The 26,754-nt window shown below is 53.3% G+C and carries 24 protein-coding genes; 12 read left to right on the top strand and 12 right to left on the bottom strand.

Annotation, left to right across the window (positions count from 1 at the left end):
- Positions 1 to 15: 15 nt before the first annotated feature.
- Positions 16 to 834 (bottom strand): HMP-PP phosphatase, encoded by an 819-nt coding sequence (cof, locus tag ACQG22_RS05180; protein ID WP_369706596.1) that lies wholly within the window; start codon positions 832 to 834, stop codon positions 16 to 18.
- Positions 835 to 935: 101 nt separating this feature from the next.
- Here cof and ACQG22_RS05175 point away from each other — a divergent pair, with 101 nt between their 5' ends.
- Complete coding sequence (locus tag ACQG22_RS05175) at positions 936 to 2,636, top strand: SgrR family transcriptional regulator (protein WP_058678436.1); 1,701 nt, start codon at positions 936 to 938, stop codon at positions 2,634 to 2,636.
- A gap of 66 nt (positions 2,637 to 2,702) precedes the next feature.
- Entirely contained in the window at positions 2,703 to 3,398 is a 696-nt protein-coding gene (gene queC, locus ACQG22_RS05170; RefSeq protein ID WP_013095864.1) for a 7-cyano-7-deazaguanine synthase QueC, read from the top strand.
- A gap of 63 nt (positions 3,399 to 3,461) precedes the next feature.
- Here queC and ACQG22_RS05165 read toward each other — a convergent pair whose 3' ends face one another.
- The 9 genes from ACQG22_RS05165 to bolA form a co-directional block, all read right to left on the bottom strand.
- A complete protein-coding gene (locus ACQG22_RS05165; RefSeq protein WP_014830880.1) occupies positions 3,462 to 3,860 on the bottom strand; it encodes a YbgC/FadM family acyl-CoA thioesterase in 399 nt (132 codons plus the stop codon).
- A 99-nt stretch (positions 3,861 to 3,959) separates the two neighbouring features.
- Entirely contained in the window at positions 3,960 to 4,340 is a 381-nt protein-coding gene (locus tag ACQG22_RS05160; RefSeq protein ID WP_058661724.1) for a helix-hairpin-helix domain-containing protein, read from the bottom strand.
- 148 nt (positions 4,341 to 4,488) lie between these two features.
- Positions 4,489 to 6,360, bottom strand: a complete 1,872-nt coding sequence (gene ppiD / locus ACQG22_RS05155; RefSeq protein ID WP_130626576.1) for a peptidylprolyl isomerase — start codon at positions 6,358 to 6,360, stop codon at positions 4,489 to 4,491.
- 212 nt (positions 6,361 to 6,572) lie between these two features.
- Positions 6,573 to 6,845, bottom strand: coding sequence for a nucleoid-associated protein HU-beta (gene hupB / locus ACQG22_RS05150; RefSeq protein WP_002444653.1), 273 nt, complete (start codon positions 6,843 to 6,845; stop codon positions 6,573 to 6,575).
- Between the two features lie 210 nt (positions 6,846 to 7,055).
- Positions 7,056 to 9,410: an endopeptidase La gene (gene lon / locus ACQG22_RS05145; RefSeq protein WP_013095859.1), complete on the bottom strand. Its 2,355-nt coding sequence runs from the start codon at positions 9,408 to 9,410 to the stop codon at positions 7,056 to 7,058.
- A 184-nt stretch (positions 9,411 to 9,594) separates the two neighbouring features.
- Positions 9,595 to 10,869: an ATP-dependent protease ATP-binding subunit ClpX gene (clpX, locus tag ACQG22_RS05140; protein ID WP_013095858.1), complete on the bottom strand. Its 1,275-nt coding sequence runs from the start codon at positions 10,867 to 10,869 to the stop codon at positions 9,595 to 9,597.
- A gap of 127 nt (positions 10,870 to 10,996) precedes the next feature.
- On the bottom strand, positions 10,997 to 11,620 hold the full coding sequence (gene clpP, locus ACQG22_RS05135) for an ATP-dependent Clp endopeptidase proteolytic subunit ClpP (RefSeq protein ID WP_013095857.1): 624 nt from the start codon (positions 11,618 to 11,620) through the stop codon (positions 10,997 to 10,999).
- Between the two features lie 258 nt (positions 11,621 to 11,878).
- Positions 11,879 to 13,177, bottom strand: coding sequence for a trigger factor (tig, locus tag ACQG22_RS05130; protein WP_013095856.1), 1,299 nt, complete (start codon positions 13,175 to 13,177; stop codon positions 11,879 to 11,881).
- 330 nt (positions 13,178 to 13,507) lie between these two features.
- Positions 13,508 to 13,825 carry a transcriptional regulator BolA gene (bolA, locus tag ACQG22_RS05125; protein ID WP_013095855.1) on the bottom strand — a complete coding sequence of 106 codons (318 nt, stop codon included), beginning with the start codon at positions 13,823 to 13,825 and terminating at the stop codon, positions 13,508 to 13,510.
- 305 nt (positions 13,826 to 14,130) lie between these two features.
- Here bolA and ACQG22_RS05120 point away from each other — a divergent pair, with 305 nt between their 5' ends.
- From ACQG22_RS05120 to ACQG22_RS05085, 8 genes are all read left to right on the top strand, one after another.
- The gene (locus ACQG22_RS05120; protein WP_013095854.1) at positions 14,131 to 14,709 is read left to right on the top strand and encodes a lipoprotein; all 579 of its coding nucleotides are present in this window, start codon (positions 14,131 to 14,133) and stop codon (positions 14,707 to 14,709) included.
- A gap of 45 nt (positions 14,710 to 14,754) precedes the next feature.
- Entirely contained in the window at positions 14,755 to 16,230 is a 1,476-nt protein-coding gene (gene ampG / locus ACQG22_RS05115; protein WP_369706595.1) for a muropeptide MFS transporter AmpG, read from the top strand.
- Between the two features lie 479 nt (positions 16,231 to 16,709).
- Positions 16,710 to 17,657 carry a cytochrome o ubiquinol oxidase subunit II gene (gene cyoA / locus ACQG22_RS05110; RefSeq protein WP_013095851.1) on the top strand — a complete coding sequence of 316 codons (948 nt, stop codon included), beginning with the start codon at positions 16,710 to 16,712 and terminating at the stop codon, positions 17,655 to 17,657.
- 16 nt (positions 17,658 to 17,673) lie between these two features.
- Positions 17,674 to 19,665: a cytochrome o ubiquinol oxidase subunit I gene (cyoB, locus tag ACQG22_RS05105; RefSeq protein WP_013095850.1), complete on the top strand. Its 1,992-nt coding sequence runs from the start codon at positions 17,674 to 17,676 to the stop codon at positions 19,663 to 19,665.
- Positions 19,655 to 20,269 carry a cytochrome o ubiquinol oxidase subunit III gene (locus tag ACQG22_RS05100; RefSeq protein WP_003859057.1) on the top strand — a complete coding sequence of 205 codons (615 nt, stop codon included), beginning with the start codon at positions 19,655 to 19,657 and terminating at the stop codon, positions 20,267 to 20,269. The genes cyoB and ACQG22_RS05100 overlap by 11 nt, the downstream gene beginning before the upstream one ends.
- Positions 20,269 to 20,595, top strand: a complete 327-nt coding sequence (locus ACQG22_RS05095; RefSeq protein ID WP_006176899.1) for a cytochrome o ubiquinol oxidase subunit IV — start codon at positions 20,269 to 20,271, stop codon at positions 20,593 to 20,595. The genes ACQG22_RS05100 and ACQG22_RS05095 overlap by 1 nt, the downstream gene beginning before the upstream one ends.
- 11 nt (positions 20,596 to 20,606) lie before the next feature.
- Positions 20,607 to 21,494, top strand: coding sequence for a heme o synthase (gene cyoE / locus ACQG22_RS05090; RefSeq protein ID WP_013095848.1), 888 nt, complete (start codon positions 20,607 to 20,609; stop codon positions 21,492 to 21,494).
- 149 nt (positions 21,495 to 21,643) lie between these two features.
- Positions 21,644 to 23,005 (top strand): MFS transporter, encoded by a 1,362-nt coding sequence (locus ACQG22_RS05085; RefSeq protein WP_013095847.1) that lies wholly within the window; start codon positions 21,644 to 21,646, stop codon positions 23,003 to 23,005.
- A gap of 31 nt (positions 23,006 to 23,036) precedes the next feature.
- Here ACQG22_RS05085 and ACQG22_RS05080 read toward each other — a convergent pair whose 3' ends face one another.
- Positions 23,037 to 23,528 (bottom strand): YajQ family cyclic di-GMP-binding protein, encoded by a 492-nt coding sequence (locus ACQG22_RS05080; protein ID WP_008503327.1) that lies wholly within the window; start codon positions 23,526 to 23,528, stop codon positions 23,037 to 23,039.
- Between the two features lie 128 nt (positions 23,529 to 23,656).
- On the opposite strand from ACQG22_RS05080, the gene panE reads away from it, so the two are divergent.
- Together panE and yajL are read left to right on the top strand one after the other, a co-directional pair.
- Entirely contained in the window at positions 23,657 to 24,568 is a 912-nt protein-coding gene (gene panE, locus ACQG22_RS05075) for a 2-dehydropantoate 2-reductase (protein ID WP_367229152.1), read from the top strand.
- Positions 24,531 to 25,124 (top strand): protein deglycase YajL, encoded by a 594-nt coding sequence (yajL, locus tag ACQG22_RS05070; protein WP_013095845.1) that lies wholly within the window; start codon positions 24,531 to 24,533, stop codon positions 25,122 to 25,124. The genes panE and yajL overlap by 38 nt, the downstream gene beginning before the upstream one ends.
- Before the next feature lie 134 nt (positions 25,125 to 25,258).
- Here yajL and thiI read toward each other — a convergent pair whose 3' ends face one another.
- The gene (gene thiI, locus ACQG22_RS05065; RefSeq protein WP_369706594.1) at positions 25,259 to 26,707 is read right to left on the bottom strand and encodes a tRNA uracil 4-sulfurtransferase ThiI; all 1,449 of its coding nucleotides are present in this window, start codon (positions 26,705 to 26,707) and stop codon (positions 25,259 to 25,261) included.
- Positions 26,708 to 26,754 lie beyond the last annotated feature (47 nt).

Raw genomic sequence — 26,754 nt, 5'->3', positions numbered from 1 at the left:
GCTGGAAGGGTCTCACTATTCGGGGGAATATGGGAGGGTGTTGTTGTCCAGCCAATGTGTTAAAAAATGGGACACCGCTTCATTACGGCAGTGTCCGATAACCGGCAGATGAGGAAGCGCAGAGATCAGCTGCGGCATAGCATTCCCCATAATCAAACCGCGCCCGACGCTGCCCAGCATCTCGCGGTCGTTCATGGCGTCACCAAACGCCATACACTCCTGCAGCGTCAAGCCCAGGTGGTCGCTCAGGACCGCCAGGGCAGAACCTTTGTTACACCCCACCGGCAACACTTCCAGACAATCCACCGCCGAAAAGGTCAGATGGGCCCGGTCGCCTAACGCCTCATTCAACTGAATACGTAAGCGGCAGAGATCGTCGTGATCGCCACAAAAGCAGATCTTGGTCACCGCGTGGGCAGGGATGCGGCGCAGATCCATCAGCTGATAGCGAAAACCGCTGTAGACATGCGCATGGAGGAGTTGAGGGATTTCACGACCGGTAAACCAGCCGTTTTCGTTAAAGACATGAACGCTGGCCTGGGTATCCCAGGTACTGTGCAGCACGATATCCGCCACTTCCGGGTTGAGATCCTGACGGTGCAGCACCTCCCCTTCGACCGAATGAATTCGTGTTCCGTTGCCGGTAATCAGAAATGCATCCAGGGAAAATGCGCCCAGCAGATGGCGCATCTCCAGCACATGACGGCCAGTGGCAAACGTCAGGGTTACATCACGCTCACGCAGGCGCTTAAGGGTGTTCAGGGTTTTCTCCCCTAAACGGTGATCCGGCATTAACAACGTGCCGTCCATATCAAATGCAGCGAGCCGAGCCATCATAACTCCCGAAATGTGATGCGATTAACTTGTGCGTCAGTATTGCGTGAGATATACGGAAGTAATAGTGAATAGATGAGAATTATTGTTCCGGGTTTATTATGCGCCAGCTCAACCGCCTCAAACAGTATCAACGCCTGTGGCAACCCTCCGAAGGGGCACCGCAGCAGGTCACCATTGCGGAGCTCGCCAGCCGCTGTTTTTGCAGCGAGCGGCATGTTCGCACCCTGCTGCGTCAGGCGCAGGAGGCTGGCTGGCTGAACTGGCATGCACAGTCTGGTCGCGGCAAGCGCGGCGAGCTCAGGTTTTATGTCAGCCCGGAATCATTGCGCAATACGATGATGGAAGAAGCGCTGAAGCATGGGCAGCAGCATAACGCCCTGGAGCTGGCCCAGCTTGCGCCGGAAGAGTTGCGGGAGTTGCTGCATCCCTTTTTGGGCGGACAGTGGCAAAACGATACGCCGACGCTGCGCATTCCCTATTACCGCTCGCTGGATGCGCTGCAGCCTGGCTTTTTACCCGGCCGGGCGGAGCAGCACCTGGCAGGCCAGGTTTTCTCCGGGCTGACGCGCTTTAACGGCAACAACAGCGAACCAACGGGCGATCTTGCCCATCACTGGGAAGTCACGGATGGCGGCCTGCGCTGGCATTTTTATATACGCTCGACCCTGCACTGGCATAACGGCGACAAAATTGAGACAGCGCAGTTGCAGCGGAGCCTGAAGGCCCTGCTTATGCTGCCAGCCCTGCGCAAACTGTTCCAGAGCGTATTAGACATCGAGGTCACTCACCCGCAGTGCCTGACGTTTACCCTGCATCAACCGGACTACTGGTTGCCCCATCGTCTGGCGACCTACTGTAGCCGTCTGGCCCACCCCGATCAGCCCATGACGGGCAGCGGCCCTTTCAGGCTGAGCGTGTTTGATTCCGAGCTGGTGCGTCTGGAAAGCCACGAGCAGTACCATCTTAGTCACCCGCTGATCAAGGCGATTGAATACTGGATCACGCCGACGCTATTTGATTACGGACTGGGGACCAGTTGTCGTCATCCGGTCCAGATTGCCATTGGCGAGCCTGATGAACTGGAGAGCCTGCGGCTGGTAAGTAACAGCACCAGCCTGGGCTTCTGTTATCTCACCCTGAAACAGAGCGACCGGATGAGTGAACTGCAGGCTAGACGGCTAATTAATATCATCCATCTCTCAACGCTGCTGCATACGCTCCCGCTGAACGAAGGGTTGATTACCCCAACAGAAGAGCTGCTTCCAGGCCTGCCTATTCCCCGGTGGCCGGATTTAACGCACGTTCCTTTACCGGCAGCGTTAACCCTCGTTTACCATTTGCCCGTTGAGTTACACACCATGGCAAACCAGCTAAAACAGTACCTTGCGCAGCAGGGCTGCGAACTGACCGTTATCTTTCACGATGCGAAGACGTGGGACGGGTGTCCGCAGCTTGCCGATGCGGACATGATGATGGGAGACAGGCTGATTGGCGAAGCGCCGGAGTACACACTTGAACAGTGGCTTCGGTGCGATACCCTCTGGCCGCATCTGCTAAGCGCGCCGCAAGTTGCGCATCTGCAGGCCACGCTGGATGCCGTTCAGACTCAGGCCGATGAGCAGGCAAGACACGCTGGCCTGAGAGCCATCTTTACCCGGCTGATGGATAATGCGGTGCTGACGCCGCTGTTTAACTACCAGTATCAAATCAGCGCGCCACCGGGAGTAAACGGAATACGACTGAATACCCGTGGCTGGTTTGATTTCACAGAAGCCTGGCTTCCAGCCCCCCGGTCGTGAAGAAGCTGGTCGTCGCCGAAGTCAGACGGTAACATAATGTTTTTACCGTAACTGTCGAGATGATTTATGAAACGTGCCGTCGTCGTGTTCAGCGGAGGACAAGATTCCACTACCTGCCTGGTTCAGGCACTTCACCAGTACGATGAAGTGCATTGTGTCACTTTCGATTATGGCCAGCGCCATCGCGCTGAAATCGACGTTGCCCGCGAACTGGCGCTGAAACTGGGCGCACGCGCGCATAAGGTGCTGGACGTCACGCTGTTAAACGAACTGGCCGTCAGCAGCCTCACTCGCGACAGTATTCCTGTTCCTGATTACAAACCTGACGCCAGCGGTATTCCCAATACCTTTGTGCCGGGCCGTAATATTCTTTTTCTGACCCTGACGGCCATCTACGCCTACCAGGTGCAAGCCGAAGCGGTGATCACCGGCGTTTGCGAAACCGACTTCTCCGGTTACCCGGACTGCCGCGACGAGTTTGTGAAAGCGCTCAATCACGCGGTAAATCTGGGGATGGCCAAGGAGACGCGCTTTGAAACTCCGCTAATGTGGCTTGATAAAGCGGAAACCTGGGCACTGGCGGACTACTGGGGCAAGTTGGATCTGGTTCGCAGCGAAACCCTGACCTGCTACAACGGCATTAAGGGCGACGGATGTGGCCAGTGCGCCGCCTGTAACCTGCGTGCCAATGGCTTGAATCACTACCTGGCAGATAAAGCCGGTGTGATGGCCGCAATGCAGAAAAAAACCGGGCTGAAATAAAGTTACTTCACTGTGCTGTCGCACTGATAAAGTCGACAGCACAGGCATTCAGATAAATGCTCCCTACACGATCATCAGCTCCAGCTTTTCCCGCAACTCCCCTTCCAGCGGCAGTGCTTTCTGCGTTTTCAGATCGATACAAACGAAGGTGATCAGCGCATCGGCTACCACCTGCCCTTCCGGATCCAGCGTCACGACCTGACTGAGCACGCCACTCTTCCCGTTTAGCTGTTGCACCTGGCTGGTCACTGTAAGCACATCCCCCAGCACGGCCGGGCGACGGTAGTTGATATTGATGTTGACGACCACGAACGCGATGTTGTGCGCGGTCAGCCATTGAAAGCTTTCGCTGTTTTCCAGCCCGTCCCAGCGCGCCTCTTCAAGAAATTCGAGATAGCGGGCGTTATTCACGTGCTGGTAAACATCAAGATGAAAACCGCGTACTTTGATTTTTGTCTGCATAGCGCAATAGCCTTTACTGTTGTTATAGGATAAGAGGTCAAGACTGGTATGACCTCTTTATCCTGGCAAACTTTTGCTGCTGTGCAAGTAAAACTGAAATTACAACGTCAGGTGTGAGAGGTTGCGCTCAACCAGTGAACTGCCCATCCCCGGAACCTGCCTGAGGTCGTCAACCGTTTTAAACGGGCCGTACTCTTCACGGTAGCTGACGATAGCCTGCGCTTTTTTGAGCCCTACGCCGTTCATCACGCGGGCGAGATCTTCAGCCGAGGCCGTATTGATGCTGACGCGTGTACCGTCGTCCTCTGTGCTTTTGCCAGGTTCAGCGGCTTTGGTTTGGGCAGATGCTTGTGCAGCGGGGTCAGTTTTGCTCTGTACAGACTGCGTTTTGGCTGCGGGGGGCGCCGCCAGTGCGCCTGCGCTCATTCCGGTAGTGGCAATAGCCAGTGTGATTAGCAGTGCTTTGATTCCACATTTCATGCTGTTATCTCCTTGTTTGTTGACAGCCATGTCACCATAGCCGTCAGCCAAAGGAGGCTCAAATATGCATTTACAGAAATGGAAAAGGCCGCGAAAGCGGCCTTCAGGGTTTGCAGAGCGTTACGAAAATCTGCGAGCAGATACGTAATTATTGCTGCTGAGTGATGGCATCGCCCAGCTTGATTTTGGCTTCTTTACGCAGGTTGCTCATCATCGCTTCGAAAGCAATCTGGGCATTGTTCTGGGTAATACCCTGAACCATTGCTTTCTTTTGCGCTTCTGGCATGGTGCCGGCTTTCACTTCATCCAGCGCCAGCAGAACGACGTTCCCCTGCATGTCGGTTGTTGTCCCGAAGCTCGGTTTGTCTTTCGCTGGCAGGCTCAGACCAAACACAGTCTGGCTGATTGGGTCCTGACCGGTACGGCTCAGCGTTTTCGCGTCACCGAAGCTCAGACCCGCCGCTTTCAGGGCGTCTTCTTTACCGGCTTTCAGGTCAGCCAGGATCTTCTCAGCATCCAGTTTTGCCTGCTGTTCCGCTTTGCTATGTTTAACCTGCGCCACAACCTGATCTTTCACTTCCGCCAGCGGTTTTACCGCTTCAGGCTTGTGCTCGCTCACGCGCAGAACAAACGCACGGTCACCGTCAACGGTAATGATATCGGAGTTGCTGCCCGGCGTACCGTTCTCGCCCACCAGACCACCGTTGAAGATGGCATCCGAAACCGGTTTGAAGTTCAGCTCTTCCGGCAGGTTGTCACGGCCAAACCAGCCGGTCTCAACCGCTTTCACGCCAGCAGCCTGCTCTGCACCGGCCAGAGATTCGTTGTCGTTGCTCGCCGCATCGCTCACTTTCTGCTGCAGGGCATAGTACGCATCAAGCGCTTTTTCCTGCTTCACTTTGGCGGCGATATCATCACGCACCTCAGCCAGAGGTTTGGTTTTAGCGGCTTCGATATCATCCAGACGCGCAACCAGGAAACCAACGGACGATTTAATCACACCCGACAGCTGACCCTTGTCTTTCAGACCGGCATTTTTCAGCTCATCCGGCGTAGTCGCCGCTTCCAGCCAGCCCATATCGCCGCCATTTTTGGCAGAAATGATGTCGGTGGATTTTGCTTTCGCAACGGTGGCGAAATCTGCGCCTTTGTTCAGCTCATCCAGCACCGCTTTGGCATCGGCTTCGGTTTTGGTCTGAATCACGCTGTAGCGGTTGCGCTGCGGCTGAGTGAACTGATCCTGATGCTGATCGTAGTAAGACTGGATTTCTGCATCAGTCGCGGTTTCCTGCAACGCAGCAGCATCCAGTTTGATATAGCTCACGCGGAACTGCTCAGGTGCAACAAAGCTGTTTTTATTCTGCTCGTACCAGGCGTTAACCTCTGCGTCGCTCACCTGCTGCTTCGCCGCGAGCGCATTCACATCGATGGTCGCCTGACGCACAACACGCTGCTGTGCCACCAGGGCTGCCAGTTCGTCAGTTTCACCTTTGAGCATGAAATCAGTACCAACCACCGCATTGATGAGCTGTTGCGTCGTCAGCTGGTTACGCAGCGCCTGCGCGTATTGATCGGCCGTCATGCCCATCTGATTCACAATGCTGTTATAGCGAGCATTGTCGAACTTGCCGTTAGACTGGAAAGCCTGAGTCGAGAAGATGGCTTTTTTAACCTGCTCATCGCTGATACCCAGACCCAGTTTTTTGGCATATTGATCGAGGAGCGCTTCGTCAATCAGGCGGTTCAGCGTCTGCTGGCGCAGGGTTTTCATGTATCCTTCGTTCGCAGCCAGCTCAGAGAATTGGTCGCCCAGCTGTTGCTGCATACGGTTACGTTCACCGGCAAACGCGTTCTCGAACTGACCGCGGCTGATTTCTTGGCCGTTCACTTTTGCGGCATAGTTTGCGCCACCGCCGATAAGGTAACTGCTCACGCCGGTCAATATGAACGACACGATAATGATACCGAAAATAATCTTGAGCACGAGACTGTTAGCAGCCGTGCGTAAGCTGTCCATCATGGTGTAACAACACTCCGCTGTAGGTGACTGGTTACCTGACGCTAACGGAAAATCCTGACCGTCGCGCGTAAAGGCGTATTGTGACAAGAAAACGGGGCGATTGTCAGCCCACAACTCGCATAAACTCGCACAAATCAGGTCTGGACAAATAAAAAAGGCACATCAAATGATGCGCCCTTGTACTTTTCGGCTTCCCTGAAACGGGAAAGCAATCAGTTTACTGCGTCTTTCAGCGCTTTACCTGCACGGAAACCCGGCACTTTAGCGGCAGCAATGGTGATCTCTTTACCGGTCTGAGGGTTGCGGCCAGTACGGGCAGCACGCTCTTTAACAGCAAAAGTACCGAAGCCTACCAGTGCAACGTCGTCCCCAGCCTGCAGAGATTCAGTAACAGAAGCAATTAATGCATCTAACGCACGTCCAGCTGCAGCTTTAGAAATATCAGCACCAGCAGCAATTTTGTCAATCAGTTGAGATTTATTCACTGTTCTCTTCCTCTCTTTATAATTTATATCGCGCCTGAATCCTTCACAACGCGACCGCGCAGCAGTTATATCAGGCCTGCCATGACCTTACAACACCCGTTGTTGATGGCTGACCTAATCAGCAATCTAAATTAGCTATACAAAAAAAGGCTGGCAAGTGCGAAATGACTTACCAGCCTTGTTTTTATTGACGCTCTTTGCGCGAGGTCACTATTTTGCGGTCACAACCTGCATTCCGGAGGGTTCATTCTGCAATGCGAGAGTAAGAACCTCCTCAATTCGCTTAACAGGATGGATCTGCAGATCGGCAATCACGTTGTCCGGAATCTCTTCCAGATCGCGTTTATTTTCGTAAGGAATCAATACGGTTTTGATCCCACCACGATGTGCCGCCAGCAGTTTTTCTTTTAACCCACCAATTGGCAGAACCTGACCACGCAGGGTAATTTCACCGGTCATTGCGACATCAGCGCGCACCGGGTTCCCTGTGAGACAGGAGACCAGCGCGGTACACATCGCGATACCGGCGCTTGGGCCATCTTTCGGCGTTGCCCCTTCCGGGACGTGAACGTGAATGTCGCGTTTTTCGTAGAAATCCGGGTTGATCCCCAGTTTCTCCGCACGTGCGCGAACCACGGTCAAGGCCGCCTGGATGGACTCCTGCATGACTTCACCCAAAGAACCGGTGTAGGTCAGCTTACCTTTACCTGGTACACAGGCGGTTTCGATGGTCAGCAGATCGCCGCCCACTTCCGTCCATGCCAGACCGGTGACCTGACCCACGCGGTTTTCGTTGTCCGCACGACCATAGTCGAAACGCTGAACGCCCAGATAGGCATGCAGATTGTCGCCGTTAATGGTGATGTGCTTCAGGCTCTTATCCAGCAGCAGCTGTTTCACCGCCTTACGGCACAGTTTCGAGATTTCACGCTCAAGGCTACGCACGCCCGCTTCGCGAGTGTAGTAGCGAATGATGCCGATAATCGCGCTGTCTTCGACGGTCAGCTCGTTGGCTTTCAGTGCGTTACGCTCAATCTGTTTTGGCAGCAGATGCTGCTTCGCAATATTCAGCTTCTCGTCTTCGGTATAACCAGACAGACGGATCACTTCCATACGATCCAGCAGCGGTGCCGGAATGTTCATGGAGTTGGAGGTCGCCACGAACATCACATCGCTCAGATCGTAATCCACCTCCAGGTAGTGATCGCTGAACGCCACGTTCTGTTCTGGATCAAGTACTTCCAGCAGAGCCGAGGCCGGATCGCCACGCATATCCGACGACATTTTGTCGATCTCATCGAGCAGGAACAGTGGGTTTTTAACCCCTACTTTCGCCATCTTCTGGATCAATTTACCCGGCATAGAACCGATGTAGGTACGACGGTGACCGCGGATTTCCGCTTCGTCGCGTACGCCACCCAGCGCCATACGGATATATTTACGTCCGGTCGCTTTCGCAATGGACTGACCCAGAGAGGTTTTACCTACCCCTGGCGGTCCAACCAGACAGAGGATTGGGCCTTTCAGTTTGTTTACACGGCTTTGTACCGCGAGGTACTCAAGGATGCGGTCTTTAACACGCTCCAGGCCGTAGTGGTCGGTATCCAGGATCTCCTGCGCCTGACGCAGGTCTTTTTTGACCTTGCTGCGGGCGTTCCACGGCACCTGAACCATCCACTCGATGTAGCCACGCACCACCGTCGCTTCAGCCGACATCGGAGACATCATTTTCAGCTTCTGCAGTTCAGCTTCCGCTTTCTCTTTGGCCTCTTTCGGCATTTTTGCCGCGTCGATCTTACGCTTCAGCGCTTCGTTTTCGTCCGGCGCGTCGTCCATCTCGCCGAGCTCTTTCTGAATGGCTTTCATTTGCTCATTCAGATAGTACTCACGCTGCGATTTTTCCATCTGCTTTTTCACACGATTGCGAATACGCTTCTCAACCTGCAGCAGATCGATTTCAGACTCCATCATCGCCATCAGATATTCCAGACGTTCGTTAACGTCGGACATCTCCAGCACGGACTGTTTGTCCGCCAGCTTCAGCGGCATATGCGCTGCGATGGTGTCCGCCAGACGTGCGGGATCGTCGATGCTGTTCAGCGACGTCAGCACTTCTGGTGGGATTTTCTTGTTCAGCTTGATATAGCCTTCAAACTGGCTAATCGCGGTGCGCACCAGCACTTCCTGCTCGCGCTCATCAAGCTGAGGCGAATCAAGGTACTCTGCCTTGGCAGAGAAATGTTCGCCATTGTCAGACAGGGTGGTAATACGCGCACGCTGCAGGCCTTCTACCAGCACCTTAACGGTGCCGTCAGGCAGCTTCAGCATCTGCAAAATAGAGGCCACGGTCCCGACGGTGAAAAGATCGTTTACACCCGGCTCATCCGTCGAAGCTTCCTTCTGCGCAACCAACATGATTTTTTTATCATGATCCATGGCGGCTTCGAGGCAACGGATAGATTTTTCCCGCCCTACAAATAAGGGTATGACCATGTGCGGATAAACCACCACATCGCGCAACGGCAATACGGGGATTTCAATGCGTTCAGAACGCTCAGGATTCATAGAGCTCTCTCTTAGTTTAGTGTCCGCCAGGTAAACTGGTCATGTAACTGTGCTTCACACAACCATTAACATGTAATCCAGTATATGGGGATGTTTCCCACACATTCAACGCCATGAATACGGAAAAAGTAAAGGGGAGATAAAATCCCCCCTTTTTGATTAACTGCTTGTATGATTTGGTGAATTATTCGCCAGATGCCTGCTGCGCTTCCGGTTTCCCGTAAATCAGCAGCGGCTTGCTTTGACCACCGATAACGGACTCGTCGATAACCACTTTTTCGACATCTTCCATGGAAGGCAGGTCGTACATGGTATCAAGCAGCGCCGCTTCAACGATGGAACGCAGACCACGGGCACCGGTTTTACGGATCATCGCTTTCTTCGCAATTGCATCCAGCGCTTCATCACGAAATTCCAGCTCAACGCCTTCCAGGTTAAACAGCGCCTGATACTGCTTGGTCAGCGCGTTTTTCGGCTCTTTCAGGATCTGGATCAGGGCTTCTTCACTCAGTTCATTCAGCGTAGCCACAACCGGCAGACGCCCAATGAATTCTGGGATCAGACCAAACTTGATCAGATCTTCTGGTTCAACCTGAGACAACAGTTCGCCTTCGTTCGCTTTCTCGGATTTGGCCTTCACCGTTGCGCCAAAACCAATGCCGGAGCCGGTTTCAACACGGTGGGAGATAACTTTATCCAGACCGGCGAAAGCACCGCCACAGATGAACAGGATCTTGGAGGTATCAACCTGCAGGAACTCCTGCTGCGGATGTTTACGGCCACCCTGCGGGGGCACTGCGGCAACGGTCCCTTCGATCAGCTTCAGCAATGCCTGCTGTACACCTTCCCCTGATACGTCACGGGTGATAGACGGGTTGTCTGATTTACGGGAGATCTTGTCGATCTCATCGATATAGACAATTCCGCGCTGGGCTTTCTGTACGTCGTAATCGCACTTCTGCAGCAGTTTCTGGATGATGTTTTCCACATCTTCACCCACGTAACCGGCCTCGGTCAGGGTGGTGGCATCCGCCATGGTGAACGGCACATCCAGCAGGCGTGCGAGCGTTTCAGCCAGCAGCGTTTTACCGGAACCGGTTGGGCCGATCAGCAGAATGTTACTTTTACCCAGCTCTACGCCATTGCTGGTATCACCGTTACGCAGGCGTTTGTAGTGGTTATATACCGCTACCGCCAGCACTTTCTTAGCCTGCTCCTGACCGATGACATAGTCGTCCAGATGATGACGAATTTCATGCGGTGTCGGCAGCGCGCTACGCTCGCGGTGAGGCGCTACTTCTTTAATCTCTTCGCGAATGATGTCATTACATAAATCAACACATTCGTCGCAGATATACACGGACGGCCCGGCAATCAGTTTACGCACTTCATGCTGGCTTTTGCCGCAAAAAGAGCAGTACAGCAGTTTGCCCGAACCATCTTTGCGTTTATCTGTCATGAGTCCAAACCTCTTTTTAAGTTCTTTGTGCCGCACATGACGACGCAAATGCCATTTTCAGACGCAAGCTGCTCTCAAGCAGAGTGCCGCTTTACCTTAGTATAGCGGCACACTCGCGTCGCGGGCATCAATTACGATGGGTCAAAATGGAGTCGACTAAGCCGTACTCAACTGCCTCTGAAGCAGAGAGGAAGCGATCGCGCTCGGTATCGCGCTCGATCTGCTCAAGAGATTGACCCGTATGCTGCGCCATAAGTTCATTCATGCGCGCTTTTACTTTCAGAATTTCGCGGGCGTGGATTTCGATATCCGTCGCCTGCCCCTGGTAACCACCCAGCGGCTGGTGAATCATCACGCGGGAATTCGGCAGGCAGAAACGTTTGCCTTTTGCCCCTGCGGTTAACAGGAAGGCACCCATAGATGCTGCCTGACCCATACAGATAGTGCTCACATCAGGCTTGATGAATTGCATGGTGTCATAAATGGACATACCTGCCGTAATCACGCCGCCTGGGGAGTTAATGTACAGGTAAATGTCTTTTTCCGGGTTTTCCGCTTCCAGAAACAGCATCTGCGCCACGATCAGGTTCGCCATGTGGTCTTCCACCTGGCCGGTCAGAAAGATAACGCGTTCCTTGAGCAGACGGGAATAGATATCAAAAGAACGCTCACCACGTGAGGTCTGTTCAATAACCATTGGCACCAGAGCCATATGGGGTGCAAAGTTATCTCGTTCGCCACTGTATGACATTTCCGTCTCCTGGATCAAAATTGAAAACACCTGCTGTACTGATTGTAACCTTACGGACGGATTATCAGCCAGTCTCATTCATCTGATTACACACTTATGGGGTTTACATTGCCCTATTTCAAGCATAACAACCTTTTGTTGTTACGCTAACACCGAAAGGGCGTTTTAGCACCCTTCCTGGGCTATTGGTGCGATAAAAAAAACCCGTTGCCGGAAGGCAACGGGTTTTTGTTCAAACTTTAAACCTTCGGGGCGAAATTACGCCTGCTGGTTCATCAGTTCGTTGAAAGAGGTCGCTTTTTCGGTCACTTTCGCTTTCGCCAGTACCGCTTCAACAGCCTGCTCTTCCAGGGCAACATTGCGCATGTTGTCCATCAGCTCTTTGTTCTTACCGTAGAACTCGATAACTTCTGATGGATCTTCGTATGCAGAAGCCATCTCTTCGATCAGGCCTTTCACACGCTCTTCGTCAGCTTTCAGCTCGTGGGTACGAATCACTTCGCCCAGCAGCAGACCAACAACAACGCGGCGTTTTGCCTGCTCTTCGAACAGCTCGCGTGGCAGTTCCATCGCTTGCTGCTGGTTGCCACCGAAACGCTGTGCAGCCTGACGACGCAGTACGTCGATTTCGCTGTCGATCAGCGCAGCTGGAACGTCGATTTCGTTCGCCTTCACCAGGCCTTCAATAGCCTGAGATTTCACACGGTTACGCACAGCGCCGTTCAGCTCGCGTTCCATGTTTTTACGTACTTCAGTACGCAGACCGGCAACAGAACCATCTTCCACGCCGAAACGCTTGATGAATTCTTCAGTCAGTTCTGGCAGCTCGCGCTCTTCCACTTTCTTCAGGTTGATGACGAACTTCGCTGCTTTACCTTTCAGGTTTTCAGCGTGGTACTCTTCAGGGAAGGTCACGTCGATGGTGAACTCTTCGCCCGCTTTGTGGCCTTTGATACCGTCTTCGAAGCCCGGGATCATACGACCCTGACCCATTGCCAGTACGAAGTCAGTCGCTTTGCCGCCTTCGAACTCTTCGCCGTCTACAGAACCGGTGAAGTCGATGGTGACGCGGTCTTCAGCGTCAACAGCGCCTTCTTTCTCTTTCCAGTTAGCCTGCTGCTTACGCAGGGTATCCAGCATGCCGTCAACATCTTCGTCGGTCACGGAAACAATCGGTTTTTCAACTTCGATAGATTCCAGACCTTTCAGTTCTACTTCCGGATACACTTCGAACTCTACAGAGTAGGTGAAGTCTTCGCCCAGTTTGTATTCGCCTGGAACGTAGTTCGGCGCACCGGCCGGATTAATCTTTTCTTTGATGATCGCATCGATAAAGTTGCGGCTCATCAGTTCACCCAGCACATCCTGACGCACGGAAGCGCCATAACGCTGAGCAACAACATTCATTGGTACTTTGCCCTTACGGAAGCCGTCAATACGTACTTTTTTTGCTACGTTGACCAGCTCGCTTTTCACAGCAGTTTCGATGCTGTCAGCAGCGATAGTAATCGTTACACGGCGGCCAAGGCCTTGAGTGGTTTCAACTGAAACTTGCATCTTGTTACCTCAAAAAAATCACAGTGCTCGGTCAACTCTGAATCTGTCTGTTTTACCGGGATGCTCTCTTAGTGCAGATTCACATTCCCTGTCGCCAGAATCATCCCGAAGACATTCAATAAGACGCGGCATTATAGCGGCATCACTTAGGTGAGTCGAGAACGGTTGGGGCATGTTGCTGCGGCTTTTTTCACACTTTAAGGCTATTTTTAGCCTTAAAATCGCACCATCCGCTCAAAACTCAGACAAAACAAAACGGCCCGAAGGCCGTTTTGAGGAAATCTGTAAGCAACATACTGGAAAAACTCCAGCGGTTGCAAATCCGATTTATCAGGCGATGGTGCCTGCACCGCGACAAGGCGGGGATGCAAAAACCGTATCCTGCAAGCCTTCCCACTCCTTAATGGTGTAGGTATGCAATGCCAGCGCATGTACGGTTGTGGAGAGTTCTTCCGTCAAGGTGCTGTAGATCAAGCGGTGTCGGTTCAGGAAACGTTCTCCCGTGAAGCGATCGCTAACCAGAACCACTTTGAAGTGGCTTTCAGAACCTGCCGGCACGTTATGACGATAGCTTTCGTCGACGACTTCGAGGAACACAGGGTTGAACGCTGCCCTTAATTTATCTTCTATCTGCTCACGTATCATCATGAAATTACTCCTCCGACAACGCCAGGATGTCACCCATCCCTTTAAATGTTAGCCGCTTTTACCGGTTCCATTACAACAAGACAACAAATATTTAGCTTTCGTCTTATTTTCTCATTCAAACGAATGAAGTTCACTGTGAGGCTCATACGTTTTGTCACACACAGGTTGAGAAAAAGGGCGAACTGGTCAGTTTTCAGACAAGGCGATGAATTTACATGCGTTGACCACTTCCCCTGGCCGTTAGCGATGTTATGATGGCGGCAATTTTTCTCTCTATATGCTTACGATTCGTTGAGAACCCGAAAATGTTAAAAAAACTCTTCTTTCCGTTGGTAGCCCTCTTTATGCTGGCAGGCTGCGCTACCCCGCCAACAACTATCGATGTCTCACCAAAAATCACGCTGCCTCAGCAGGATCCAAGCCTGATGGGCGTGACCGTGAGCATTAACGGTGCCGATCAGCGTCAGGATCAGGCCCTGGCGAAAGTGACCCGCGACAACCAGCTGGTGACGTTGACCGCTTCCCGTGACCTGCGTTTCCTGCTGCAGGAAGTGCTGGAGAAACAGATGACCTCTCGTGGTTACATGATTGGCCCAAGCGGCGCGGTTGATCTGCAGATCATCGTTAACAACCTGTACGCTGACGTTTCCCAGGGTAACGTGCGCTACAACATCTCCACCAAAGCGGACATCGCCATCATCGCTACCGCGAAGAACGGCAACAAGATGACCAAAAACTATCGTGCCAGCTACTCCGTAGAAGGTGCTTTCCAGGCCTCTAACCAAAACATTGCGAACGCCGTAAACAGCGTGCTGACCGATACCATCGCCGATATGGCGCAGGACACCAGCATTCACGACTTTATCAAGCAAAACGCGCGTTAATCCTGCTGACTGACCCGGTGTTTTACCGGGTCAGTTTTTAAGAACATGTCCAGTCATTACTTACGCATTTTCCAGCAACCCAAATCAGCCATTCTGCTGATCCTTGGCTTTGCCTCCGGTTTACCCCTCGCGCTCACTTCCGGCACGTTGCAGGCCTGGATGACGGTTGAGAATATCGATCTCAAAACCATTGGCTTCTTCTCGCTCGTCGGCCAGGCGTATGTCTTTAAGTTCCTGTGGTCACCGGTGATGGATCGCTACACCCCGCCGTTCCTGGGCCGTCGTCGTGGCTGGCTGGTGATGACGCAGGTCCTGCTGTTGCTGGCCATTGCCGCCATGGGATTCCTTGAGCCGTCGACACAGCTTCGCTGGATGGCGGCGCTTGCGGTGGTGATCGCCTTCTGTTCCGCGTCACAGGATATCGTGTTTGATGCCTGGAAAACGGACGTGTTACCCGCAGAAGAGCGTGGAGCCGGTGCAGCCATCAGCGTGCTGGGCTATCGCCTCGGCATGTTGGTATCTGGTGGGCTGGCGCTGTGGCTGGCTGACCGTTATCTGGGCTGGCAGGGCATGTACTGGCTGATGGCCGCCCTGCTGATCCCGTGCATTATTGCCACCCTCCTCGCCCCTGAACCGAGCGACGTGATCCCGGTCCCCCGTTCTCTGGAGCAGGCCGTTGCCGAACCGCTGCGTGATTTCTTTGGCCGCAACAATGCCTGGCTGATCCTGCTGCTCATCGTCCTTTATAAGCTGGGTGATGCCTTCGCGATGAGCCTGACCACCACGTTCCTGATCCGCGGCGTCGGGTTTGATGCCGGTGAAGTGGGAGTGGTTAACAAAACCCTCGGGCTGTTTGCCACTATCGTCGGCGCACTTTACGGCGGCGTGTTGATGCAGCGCCTGACCTTGTTCCGGTCGTTGCTGATCTTCGGCATTCTGCAGGGGGCGTCTAACGCGGGTTACTGGCTGCTGTCGATTACCGATAAACATATGATTAGCATGGCGGCAGCAGTGTTCTTTGAGAACCTGTGTGGCGGAATGGGTACTGCGGCGTTTGTGGCCCTGCTGATGACGCTCTGCAACAAGTCGTTTTCTGCAACGCAGTTCGCCCTGCTCTCGGCGCTTTCTGCCGTGGGCCGCGTATATGTGGGGCCGATTGCCGGTTGGTTTGTTGAAGCGCACGGTTGGCCAACGTTTTATCTCTTCTCCGTGGTTGCAGCCGTGCCAGGCATTTTATTGTTGCTGGTCTGCCGCCAGACGCTGGAATATACCCAGCGAACAGAACACTTTATGCCGCGAACGGAATATCAGCGCGCCTACCGTTTTGCGCTACGCCTGTTAATGGTGGGATGTCTGGCGCTGGGGTTATGGCTCGTGGTGCTCATCATCAATGCCACTCCCCCCCTGGTGCTTCCTCTTGAAGCCCTTCTCCTTGATGTCGGCGCCCTGCTGGCGGTCGTCGGGATCCTGCTCGGTGGGCTGCTCGATTTTCTGGCTCTGCGTAAAACGCAGACAACCTGAAGATAAAAGCGAAAGGTTATTTCCCGTTGTAATCACCGGCCGAAATTATAACGGTGAAATAACCGACAAACGCTAAAAAAAATATTTGTTGTTTTGTGCGGGATAGGATTCGGAAATTATTGGAGCCATTTCTTTCAGGCTATTTTTCATTAAACGATTCAGCTTGGGAAAGATTGAATTTTCGTTTTTTAATTGTCTTTTTATTGATAATTAATTGTTAATTTTTTGTTTATTTTTAACAATGGTTATACCAATTGCCCCTTTTAGGGTATGCTTGGGGGTCCTTTCGTTATAAAGCCCATGCCATGCGGCTTCGGTCATAAAAACCGACATAATTTGCAACACTTGTGACACGTGCGGCAGAACCCGGTAACACCTTCCTGACACAGGCCTAATGATGTTTACAGTAATGTAACCTTCCCGTAAAATGCCCCCACACTTTAAACGCCACCAGACTCCCGTGGAATTGAGGTCGTTAAATGAGACTCAGGAAATACAATAAAAGTTTGGGATGGTTGTCATTATTCGCAGGCACTGTATTACTCAGTGGCTGCGATTCTGCACTACTTGACCCCAAAGGACAGATTGGACTGGAACAACGTTCACTGATACTGACGGCATTTGGCCTGATGTTGATTGTGGTTATTCCAGCCATTTTGATGGCTGTTGGTTTCGCCTGGAAGTATCGTGCGAGCAATAAAGATGCGAAGTATAGCCCTAACTGGTCACACTCCAATAAAGTGGAAGCTGTGGTCTGGACGGTTCCTATTCTGATCATCCTGTTCCTCGCTGTGCTGACCTGGAAAACCACTCACGCACTTGAGCCAAGCAAACCGCTGGTTCACGATGAAAAACCAATTACCATCGAAGTGGTCTCCATGGACTGGAAATGGTTCTTCATCTATCCAGAGCAGGGCATTGCTACCGTGAATGAAATCGCCTTCCCGGCGAACACTCCGGTTCAGTTCAAAGTGACCTCCAACTCCGTAATGAACTCCTTCTTCATCCCACGTCTGGGTAGCCAGATTTACGCGATGGCTGGTATGCAGACCAACCTGCACCTGATCGCGAATGAAGCAGGCACCTATGATGGTATCTCCGCCAGCTATAGCGGCCCGGGCTTCTCAGGTATGAAGTTCAAAGCTATTGCGACGCCGGACCGTGCCGCTTTCGACCAGTGGGTTGCAAAAGCGAAGCAGTCTCCAAACACCATGTCTGACATGGCGGCGTTCGAAAAAGTGGCTGCACCTAGCGAATACAACAAGGTGGAGTACTTCTCTAACGTGAAACCTGATTTGTTCAAAGACGTTATTGGCAAATTTATGGATCACGGCAAGAGCATGGACATGACCCAGCCTGAAGGCGAGCATAGCGCGCACGAAGGTATGGAAGGCATGGACATGAGCCACGCGGAAACCGCTCACTAAGGGGCCGAGGAAGAAAATGTTCGGAAAATTGACACTGGATGCAGTGCCCTACCATGAACCGATTATCATGGTTACGGTGGCTGCCATTATCATCGGTGGCGCGGCCTTACTGGCCTTGATCACTTACTTCGGTAAGTGGAGCTACCTGTGGAACGAGTGGCTGACTTCGGTTGACCACAAAAAACTCGGTATCATGTACTGCATCGTCGGTATCGTCATGTTAATTCGTGGCTTTGCGGATGCGATCATGATGCGTAGCCAGCAGGCACTCGCGTCTGCGGGTGAAGCCGGCTTCCTGCCACCGCACCACTACGACCAGATCTTTACCGCTCACGGCGTTATCATGATCTTCTTCGTGGCGATGCCGCTGGTTATCGGTCTGATGAACGTTGTCGTTCCGCTGCAAATCGGCGCGCGCGACGTTGCGTTCCCGTTCCTGAACAACCTGAGCTTCTGGTTTACGGTTGTCGGCGTTATCCTGGTTAACCTGTCACTGGGCGTGGGCGAATTTGCTCAGACCGGCTGGCTGGCTTATCCACCGCTGTCAGGAATTGAGTACAGTCCGGGCGTTGGCGTTGACTACTGGATTTGGGCGCTTCAGCTCTCCGGTGTCGGTACCACCCTGACCGGTATCAACTTCTTCGTGACCATCCTGAAGATGCGTGCGCCTGGTATGACCATGTTCAAGATGCCGGTATTTACCTGGGCATCTCTGTGCGCCAACGTACTGATTATCGCATCCTTCCCAATTCTGACCGTCACCATCGCGCTGCTGACCCTGGACCGCTACCTGGGCACCCATTTCTTCACGAATGACATGGGTGGCAACATGATGATGTACATCAACCTGATTTGGGCCTGGGGTCACCCGGAAGTGTACATTCTGGTGCTGCCTGTCTTCGGTGTGTTCTCCGAAATCGCAGCAACCTTCTCGCGTAAACGTCTGTTTGGTTACACCTCTCTGGTGTGGGCAACCGTCTGTATTACCGTTCTGTCGTTCATCGTTTGGCTGCACCACTTCTTTACTATGGGTGCGGGCGCGAACGTAAACGCCTTCTTCGGTATTACCACCATGATTATCGCCATCCCTACCGGGGTGAAGATCTTCAACTGGCTGTTCACCATGTACCAGGGCCGTATCGTGTTCCACTCAGCGATGCTGTGGACCATCGGCTTCATCGTCACCTTCTCCGTAGGTGGGATGACCGGCGTACTGCTGGCGGTACCGGGTGCTGACTTCGTTCTGCACAACAGTCTGTTCCTGATTGCGCACTTCCATAACGTTATCATCGGTGGCGTGGTCTTCGGCTGCTTCGCTGGCGTAACCTACTGGTGGCCAAAAGCGTTCGGCTTCACGCTGAACGAGAAATGGGGTAAACGCGCGTTCTGGTTCTGGATCATTGGCTTCTTCGTAGCATTTATGCCGCTGTACGTGCTGGGCTTCATGGGTATGACCCGTCGTCTGAGCCAGCAGATCGATCCGCAGTTCCACCCAATGCTGATGGTTGCAGCGGGCGGTGCCGCGCTGATTGCCTGCGGTATCCTGTGCCAGCTGATTCAGTACTACGTGTCCATCCGTGACCGTAACCTGAACCGCGACCTGACCGGTGACCCATGGGGTGGCCGTACGCTGGAGTGGGCGACCTCTTCTCCACCTCCGTTCTATAACTTTGCCGTAGTGCCGCACATTCACGAACGTGATGCATTCTGGGAAATGAAAGAAAAAGGTGAAGCGTACAAGCAACCTGACCATTACGAAGAGATCCATATGCCGAAAAACAGCGCAGCGGGCATCGTGATTGCCGCTTTCGCAACGGTATTTGGTTTCGCAATGATCTGGCACATCTGGTGGATGGCGATTGTTGGCTTCGCTGGCATCGTAATCAGCTGGATTGTGAAGAGCTTTGACGAGGACGTGGACTACTACGTACCAGTCCGTGAAGTTGAAAAGCTGGAAAATCAGCATTTCGACGAGATTTCTAAAGCGGGGCTGAAAAATGGCAACTGATACTCTGGCGCACTCGACTGCCCACGCGCATGAACATGCGCACCACGATACAGGACCGACGAAAGTCTTCGGGTTCTGGATCTACCTGATGAGCGACTGCATTCTGTTCTGCTGTCTGTTCGCAACCTATGCCGTTCTGGTGAACGGCACAGCGGGCGGCCCGACCGGCAAGGACATTTTTGAACTGCCGTTCGTTCTGGTTGAAACCGCACTGCTGTTATTCAGCTCCATCACCTACGGCATGGCGGCTATCGCCATGTACAAAAACAACAAGAGCCAGGTTGTCTCCTGGCTGGCGTTGACCTGGTTGTTTGGTGCTGGATTCATCGGGATGGAAATCTATGAATTCCATCACCTGATTATGGAAGGCTTCGGGCCGGATCGCAGTGGCTTCCTGTCTGCGTTCTTCGCACTGGTCGGTACCCACGGTCTGCACGTGACCTCCGGTCTGATCTGGATGGCGGTTCTGATGTTCCAGATCTCCCGTCGCGGCCTGACCAGCACTAACCGTACCCGTATCATGTGCCTGAGCCTGTTCTGGCACTTCCTGGACGTGGTGTGGATCTGTGTGTTCTCTGTTGTCTATCTGATGGGGGCGATGTAATGAGTCATTCAAACGATCATGGCGCTTCCCACGGTAGCGTAAAAACCTACATGACAGGTTTTATCCTGTCGATCATCCTGACGGTGATCCCGTTCTGGATGGTGATGAGCGGTTCTGCGTCTAAGCCGGTTATTCTGGGTGCAATCCTGGTGACCGCGGTGATTCAGATTCTGGTGCATCTGGTTTGCTTCCTGCACATGAACACCAAGTCCGATGAAGGCTGGAACATGACGGCTTTCATCTTTACCGTGATTATCATCGCTATCCTGGTAGTCGGTTCCATCTGGATTATGTGGAACCTTAACTACAACATGATGGTTCACTAAGAGCGGCGAGTATGTTTAAGCAATACCTGCAAGTAACGAAACCAGGCATCATCTTTGGCAACCTGATCTCCGTGATCGGAGGGTTCCTGCTGGCCTCCAAAGGCAGCATTGATTACACCCTCTTTATCTACACGCTGGTCGGTGTGTCACTGGTTGTTGCGTCCGGTTGTGTATTTAACAACTACATCGACATGGATATCGACAAGAAGATGGAAAGGACCAAAAATCGGGTGCTGGTGAAAGGCCTGATCGCCCCTTCCGTCTCGCTGGTGTACGCCACCTTGCTGGGTATTGCTGGCTTTATGCTGCTGTGGTTTGGTGCTAACCCGCTGGCCTGCTGGCTGGGGGTGATGGGGTTCGTGGTGTATGTGGGCGTCTACAGCCTGTATATGAAGCGTCACTCCGTCTACGGCACGCTGATTGGTTCTCTCTCCGGCGCTGCGCCGCCGGTGATTGGCTACTGCGCCGTCACGAACGAGTTCGACAGCGGTGCGCTGATCCTGCTGGCTATCTTTAGCCTGTGGCAGATGCCGCACTCCTATGCCATCGCGATTTTCCGCTTTAAGGATTATCAGGCAGCGAACATTCCGGTTCTGCCGGTCGTGAAAGGTATTTCCGTTGCCAAGAACCACATCACGCTGTACATCATCGCCTTTGCCGTGGCAACGCTGATGCTCTCGCTGGGAGGTTACGCCGGGTATAAATATCTGGCGGTGGCCGCAGCGGTAAGCGTCTGGTGGCTCGGTATGGCCCTGCGCGGTTACAAAGTGGAAGATGACAAAGTCTGGGCTCGCAAACTGTTTGTGTTCTCGATTGTTGCCATCACCTCGCTGTCCGTGATGATGTCCGTGGACTTTATGGTGCCGGATTCGCATAACCTGCTGACTTACGTCTGGTAAGCCACAACAGGTGAATAAAGGGGTGCTTCGGCACCCTTTTTTATTCACTGAATCTATCAATAACGCATGTAATATTTGTTAAATAACCCTTTATTTACCCCGCCCCTTCCCCGCACTACACTATGGCCTGCTTTTGAATTGAGGTGGCAATGAACGATTATAAAATGACACCGGGCGAGCTGCGTGCGACCTGGGGTTTAGGGACTGTTTTCTCGCTACGGATGCTTGGCATGTTTATGGTCCTGCCTGTTCTGACCACATACGGCATGGCATTGCAGGGCGCCAGCGAAGCGCTGATTGGCCTGGCGATTGGTATTTATGGTCTGGCTCAGGCGGTATTCCAAATCCCGTTTGGTCTGCTCTCTGACCGCGTCGGCCGCAAGCCGCTCATTGTCGGTGGTTTGCTGGTTTTTGTGCTCGGTAGCATCATCGCCGCCCTCTCCCACTCCATCTGGGGAATTATTCTTGGCCGCGCCCTGCAGGGCTCCGGCGCGATTGCCGCCGCCGTGATGGCGCTGCTGTCGGATTTAACCCGTGAACAGAACCGTACCAAAGCGATGGCATTTATTGGCGTGAGCTTTGGCGTCACGTTTGCGATTGCGATGGTGCTCGGCCCCATTATTACCCACACGCTTGGCCTGCACGCCCTGTTCTGGATGATTGCCGTGCTGGCGACCATCGGTATTGCCTTAACGCTGTGGGTGGTACCGGACAGCAAAAACCACGTCCTCAACCGTGAATCCGGAATGGTCAAAGGCTGCTTTAGCAAGGTACTGGTTGAGCCGCGCCTGTTGAAGCTTAACTTCGGCATTATGTGTCTGCACATTCTGCTGATGTCGACCTTTGTCGCCCTGCCCGGTCAACTGGCTGCCGCAGGTTTCCCGGCGGCAGAACACTGGAAAATCTATCTGGTGACGATGGTGATTTCGTTCGTCTCGGTGGTACCGTTTATTATCTATGCCGAAGTGAAGCGCAAAATGAAGCGCGTTTTCATTGGCTGTGTGGCGGTATTGCTGATTGCCGAGATCGTGCTCTGGGGCGCTGGCCCCCACTTCTGGGAACTGGTTGCCGGTGTGCAGCTCTTCTTCCTGGCGTTTAACCTGATGGAAGCCCTGCTGCCGTCGCTGATCAGCAAAGAATCCCCTGCCGGTTATAAAGGCACGGCGATGGGGATTTACTCCACCAGCCAGTTCATCGGCGTGGCCATTGGCGGTGCCCTCGGCGGCTGGGTCGACGGCCTGTTTGATTCCCAAACCGTCTTCCTCGCAGGCGCACTGCTGGCGACGGTCTGGCTGCTGGTTGCCGGTACCATGAAAGAGCCGCGCTACGTCAGTAGCCTGCGGGTAGAAATTCCTGACGACGTTGAGATCAACGATGCGCTGAAACAGCGTCTTGCATCGACAGAGGGCGTGAGTGAAGTGCTTCTCGCGGCAGAAGAGCGCAGCGCGTATGTCAAAATAGACAGTAAGGTGACAAACCGCTTTGAAGTTGAACAGGCGCTGAAAGCCTGAAAAAAGCCCGGTTAAACCGGGCTTTTTCGTTTTAATCGCGGAAGTTTTTAAACTGGAACGGTTGTCCCAGATCGCCGCCGCGCACCAGCGCCATGACGGACTGCAGATCATCACGGGATTTTCCGGTAACACGAATTTCTTCACCCTGGATCTGCGCCTGAACCTTCAGCTTGCTGTCTTTGATGAGCTTAACGATTTTCTTCTGAACCGCGCTCTCAATGCCCTGCTTCAGTTTGGCTTCAACAAACCAGGTTTTACCGCTGTGCACGAACTCTTCCGGTACATCCAGCGAGGTCCCTTCAATGCCGCGTTTTAACAGCTTGGCACGCAGAATATCGAGCAGCTGGTTGACCTGGAAATCAGATTCGCTCAGCACCTTAATGGTCTTATTGGCATCGTTCAGCTCAAACGAGGCTTCAACGCCACGAAAATCGAAACGTGACTCAACTTCGCGGGTTGCGTTTTCTACGCCGTTGCGAACTTCCTGGATATCAACTTCGGAAACAATATCGAAAGATGGCATCTTTTCTTCTCCCTTCATTTTTGTTGCGTTGCATAATACCCGCTACGAGGCATAACTCAACAGAAGCTTAGCTGACGGCGCTATACTTAGGCCGTAACACCTGGCGCAGTTGCAGGTGAGGAGGAACAATGAAAATTACAGTGCTCGGATGCGGAGCCCTTGGTCAACTCTGGCTGACCGCACTATGCAAGCACGGACACGAAGTTCAGGGCTGGCTGCGCGTACCTCAGCCCTATTGCAGTGTAAACCTGATTGGTGAAGACGGAAGTATCTTTAACGAATCCCTCACCGCGAACGATCCTGATTTCCTGGCGCATAGCGACCTGCTGCTGGTGACGCTCAAAGCGTGGCAAGTTTCAGATGCGGTAAAAGCGCTGGCCGCCCAGCTTCCCCCCACGTCGCCCGTTTTATTGCTGCATAACGGCATGGGGACGATTGATGAACTGAAAAGCATTGTGCAGCCGCTGCTGATGGCCACCACCACGCACGCCGCACGCCGTGACGGCAATATCATTGTGCATGTCGCCAGCGGCGTCACGCATATTGGACCTGCCCGGGATCAGGACGGCGACTACAGTTATCTGGCAGACATTCTGCAAACGGTGCTTCCGGACGTGGCCTGGCACAACAACATCCGCCCTCAGCTGTGGCGTAAGCTGGCCGTTAACTGTGTGATCAATCCGCTGACGGCGCTGTGGGACTGCCCGAACGGGGAACTGAAGCACCATCCGCAGGAGGTTGCCACCCTCTGTGCCGAGGTCGCCTCGGTGATCGAGCGTGAAGGCTTACACACATCGGCGGATGATTTACGCTATTATGTCGAGCAGGTTATTGATAGTACGGCAGAAAATATCTCATCCATGTTGCAGGATGTTCGGGCGCTACGCCACACGGAAATCGACTACATCACCGGCTATCTGCTAAAACGCGCCCGCGCACACGGTATCATTGTGCCGGAAAACGCCCGCCTGTATGACCTGGTAAAACGTAAGGAGAGTGAATATGAGCGCGTCGGCACTGGTTTGCCTCGCCCCTGGTAGCGAAGAGACTGAAGCGGTCACCACCATCGATATCATGGTGCGTGGTGGTATTCAGGTGACCACCGCCAGCGTCGCCAGCGATGGCAACCTGGCTATTACCTGTTCCCGAGGAGTGAAACTCCTCGCGGATGCGCCACTGGTACAGGTGGCCGACGGGGACTATGACATCATCGTGCTGCCCGGTGGCCTGAAAGGGGCGGAGTATTTTCGCGACAGCACTCTGTTAGTCGAAACCGTCAGACAGTTTCATCTGTCGGGACGTATCGTTGCTGCCATTTGTGCCGCCGCCGGCACCGTGCTGGTTCCGCATAATATCTTTCCCATCGGTAACATGACCGGTTTCCCGGGGCTGAAAGAGACCATCCCGGAAGAGCAGTGGGTGGATAAACGCGTCGTCTGGGATCCGCGCGTCAACCTGCTCACCAGCCAGGGGCCTGGTACCGCGATAGACTTTGGCTTAAAGATTGTTGACCTGCTGGTCGGGCGGGAGAAAGCCTACGAAGTCGCCTCAACGCTGGTGATGGCGGCGGGGATTTATAACTACTATGAAGAGTAGTGCAAAGAAAAGCCGGGTGGCGGTAGGTAAAAGCAAAACGGCAACCTCAGGTTGCCGTTTTTAATGTTTGCGCCCTCTCCCCGTGGGAGAGGGTCGGGGTGAGGGCATCAAGCCACACACACACCCGCAAAAAACTACGGACGATACACCTTCACATTCGCAAAGCCCTGCTCACGCAGGTACAGCGCCTGCAGGCGACTCATCACCCCACGCTCACACCACAGCAGGTATGTTTTGCTCTGGTCGAGGTCGCCAAATTTGGTGCTCAGCTTATAGAACGGCAGAGAAACCACTTCCACCCCTTCCACCTGTAGCGGCTTGTCGTCCTGCTCATCAACGGAGCGGATATCCAGAATAGCGTCGTTGGCACCGAAACCGCTCACGGTTTCAACTTCAACCACTTCCTGCTCGGTCTGCTGGGCAATCTCACGGATGTCGATGTTGGACGCTTCTTCCACCACTTTATCCAGAATGCTGAAATCAAAGTTCTCTTCTTCCGCTTCGATCTTCGCTTTTACCGCTTTGACCGTCGGGCTCTTCGAAATCACGCCGCAGTACTCTGGCATGGTACGGGCAAAATCTTCAGTGCCGATTTCGCGCGCCAGATCGATGATGTGCTCTTTGTCGTGAGAGATCAGCGGACGCAGGATCAGGGTGTCAGAGACATTGTCGATGAGACGCAGGTTGGTCAGCGTCTGGCTGGAAACCTGACCCAGCGCTTCACCGGTGACCAGCGCCTGCACACCATAGCGTTCCGCTACTTTAGAGGCCGCACGCACCATCATACGCTTGAGGACCACGCCCATCTGACCGTCGTCCACTTTCTCCAGGATTTCGCCAACCACTGGCTCGAAGTTGATCGCCACAAAGCGCACGCGGTGCGAGCTGCCAAAGCGATTCCACAGATAGTATGCCACCTGACGCACGCCGATTTCATGCGCCGCGCCGCCCAGATTAAAGAAGCAGTAATGCACACGGCAGCCGCGACGCATCAGCATGTAGCTGGAGACGCCAGAGTCGAAACCACCGGAAATCAGGGACAGCACATCTTCCTGGGTACCGATTGGGAAGCCGCCGATACCTTCGTAACGCCCTTTCACCAGCAGCAGGCGATCGTTTTCGATCTCCAGGTTCACGGTGACATCCGGGTTGGTCAGACGCACGCGCGCCGTTTCAACATGCTGGTTCAGACCGCCGCCAACGTAACGTTCCACCTCGATAGAGCTGAATTCGTGCTTGCCGCGACGCTTCACGCGCACGCAGAAGGTTTTGCCTTCGATCTGGTCGCGATACTGCACCAGCGCTTTTTCGAAGATGTCATGCAGGGAAGTGAACGGAACATCTTCCACTTCCAGAATATGGTGAATACCCGGAATACGGGTCAGCGCGTCGCGAATGTCCTGACGTTTGTTTTCATCTTTCGCGCGAACTTCAACGTGATCCCAGTGGCGCACCACGGCGAGGGTTTCGTCGTAGTGTTTTAAAACGTTACGAATGTTCCCGGTGAGAATTTTAATAAAGCGCAAACGCACAGATTGGCTTTTGATGGTGATTTCAGGGAACAATTTAATGATAAACTTCATGGCGGCAATGTTTCTTAGGCAAGCGTATTAAGGCTTGTAATGGAAAA

The organism is Enterobacter cloacae complex sp. 309I3 (assembly GCF_050031595.1).
Taxonomy (GTDB): Bacteria; Pseudomonadota; Gammaproteobacteria; order Enterobacterales; family Enterobacteriaceae; genus Enterobacter; species Enterobacter cloacae.
Note: the sequence above shows the minus strand (reverse complement) of the source record. Positions and strands in the feature narration are given on the sequence as shown.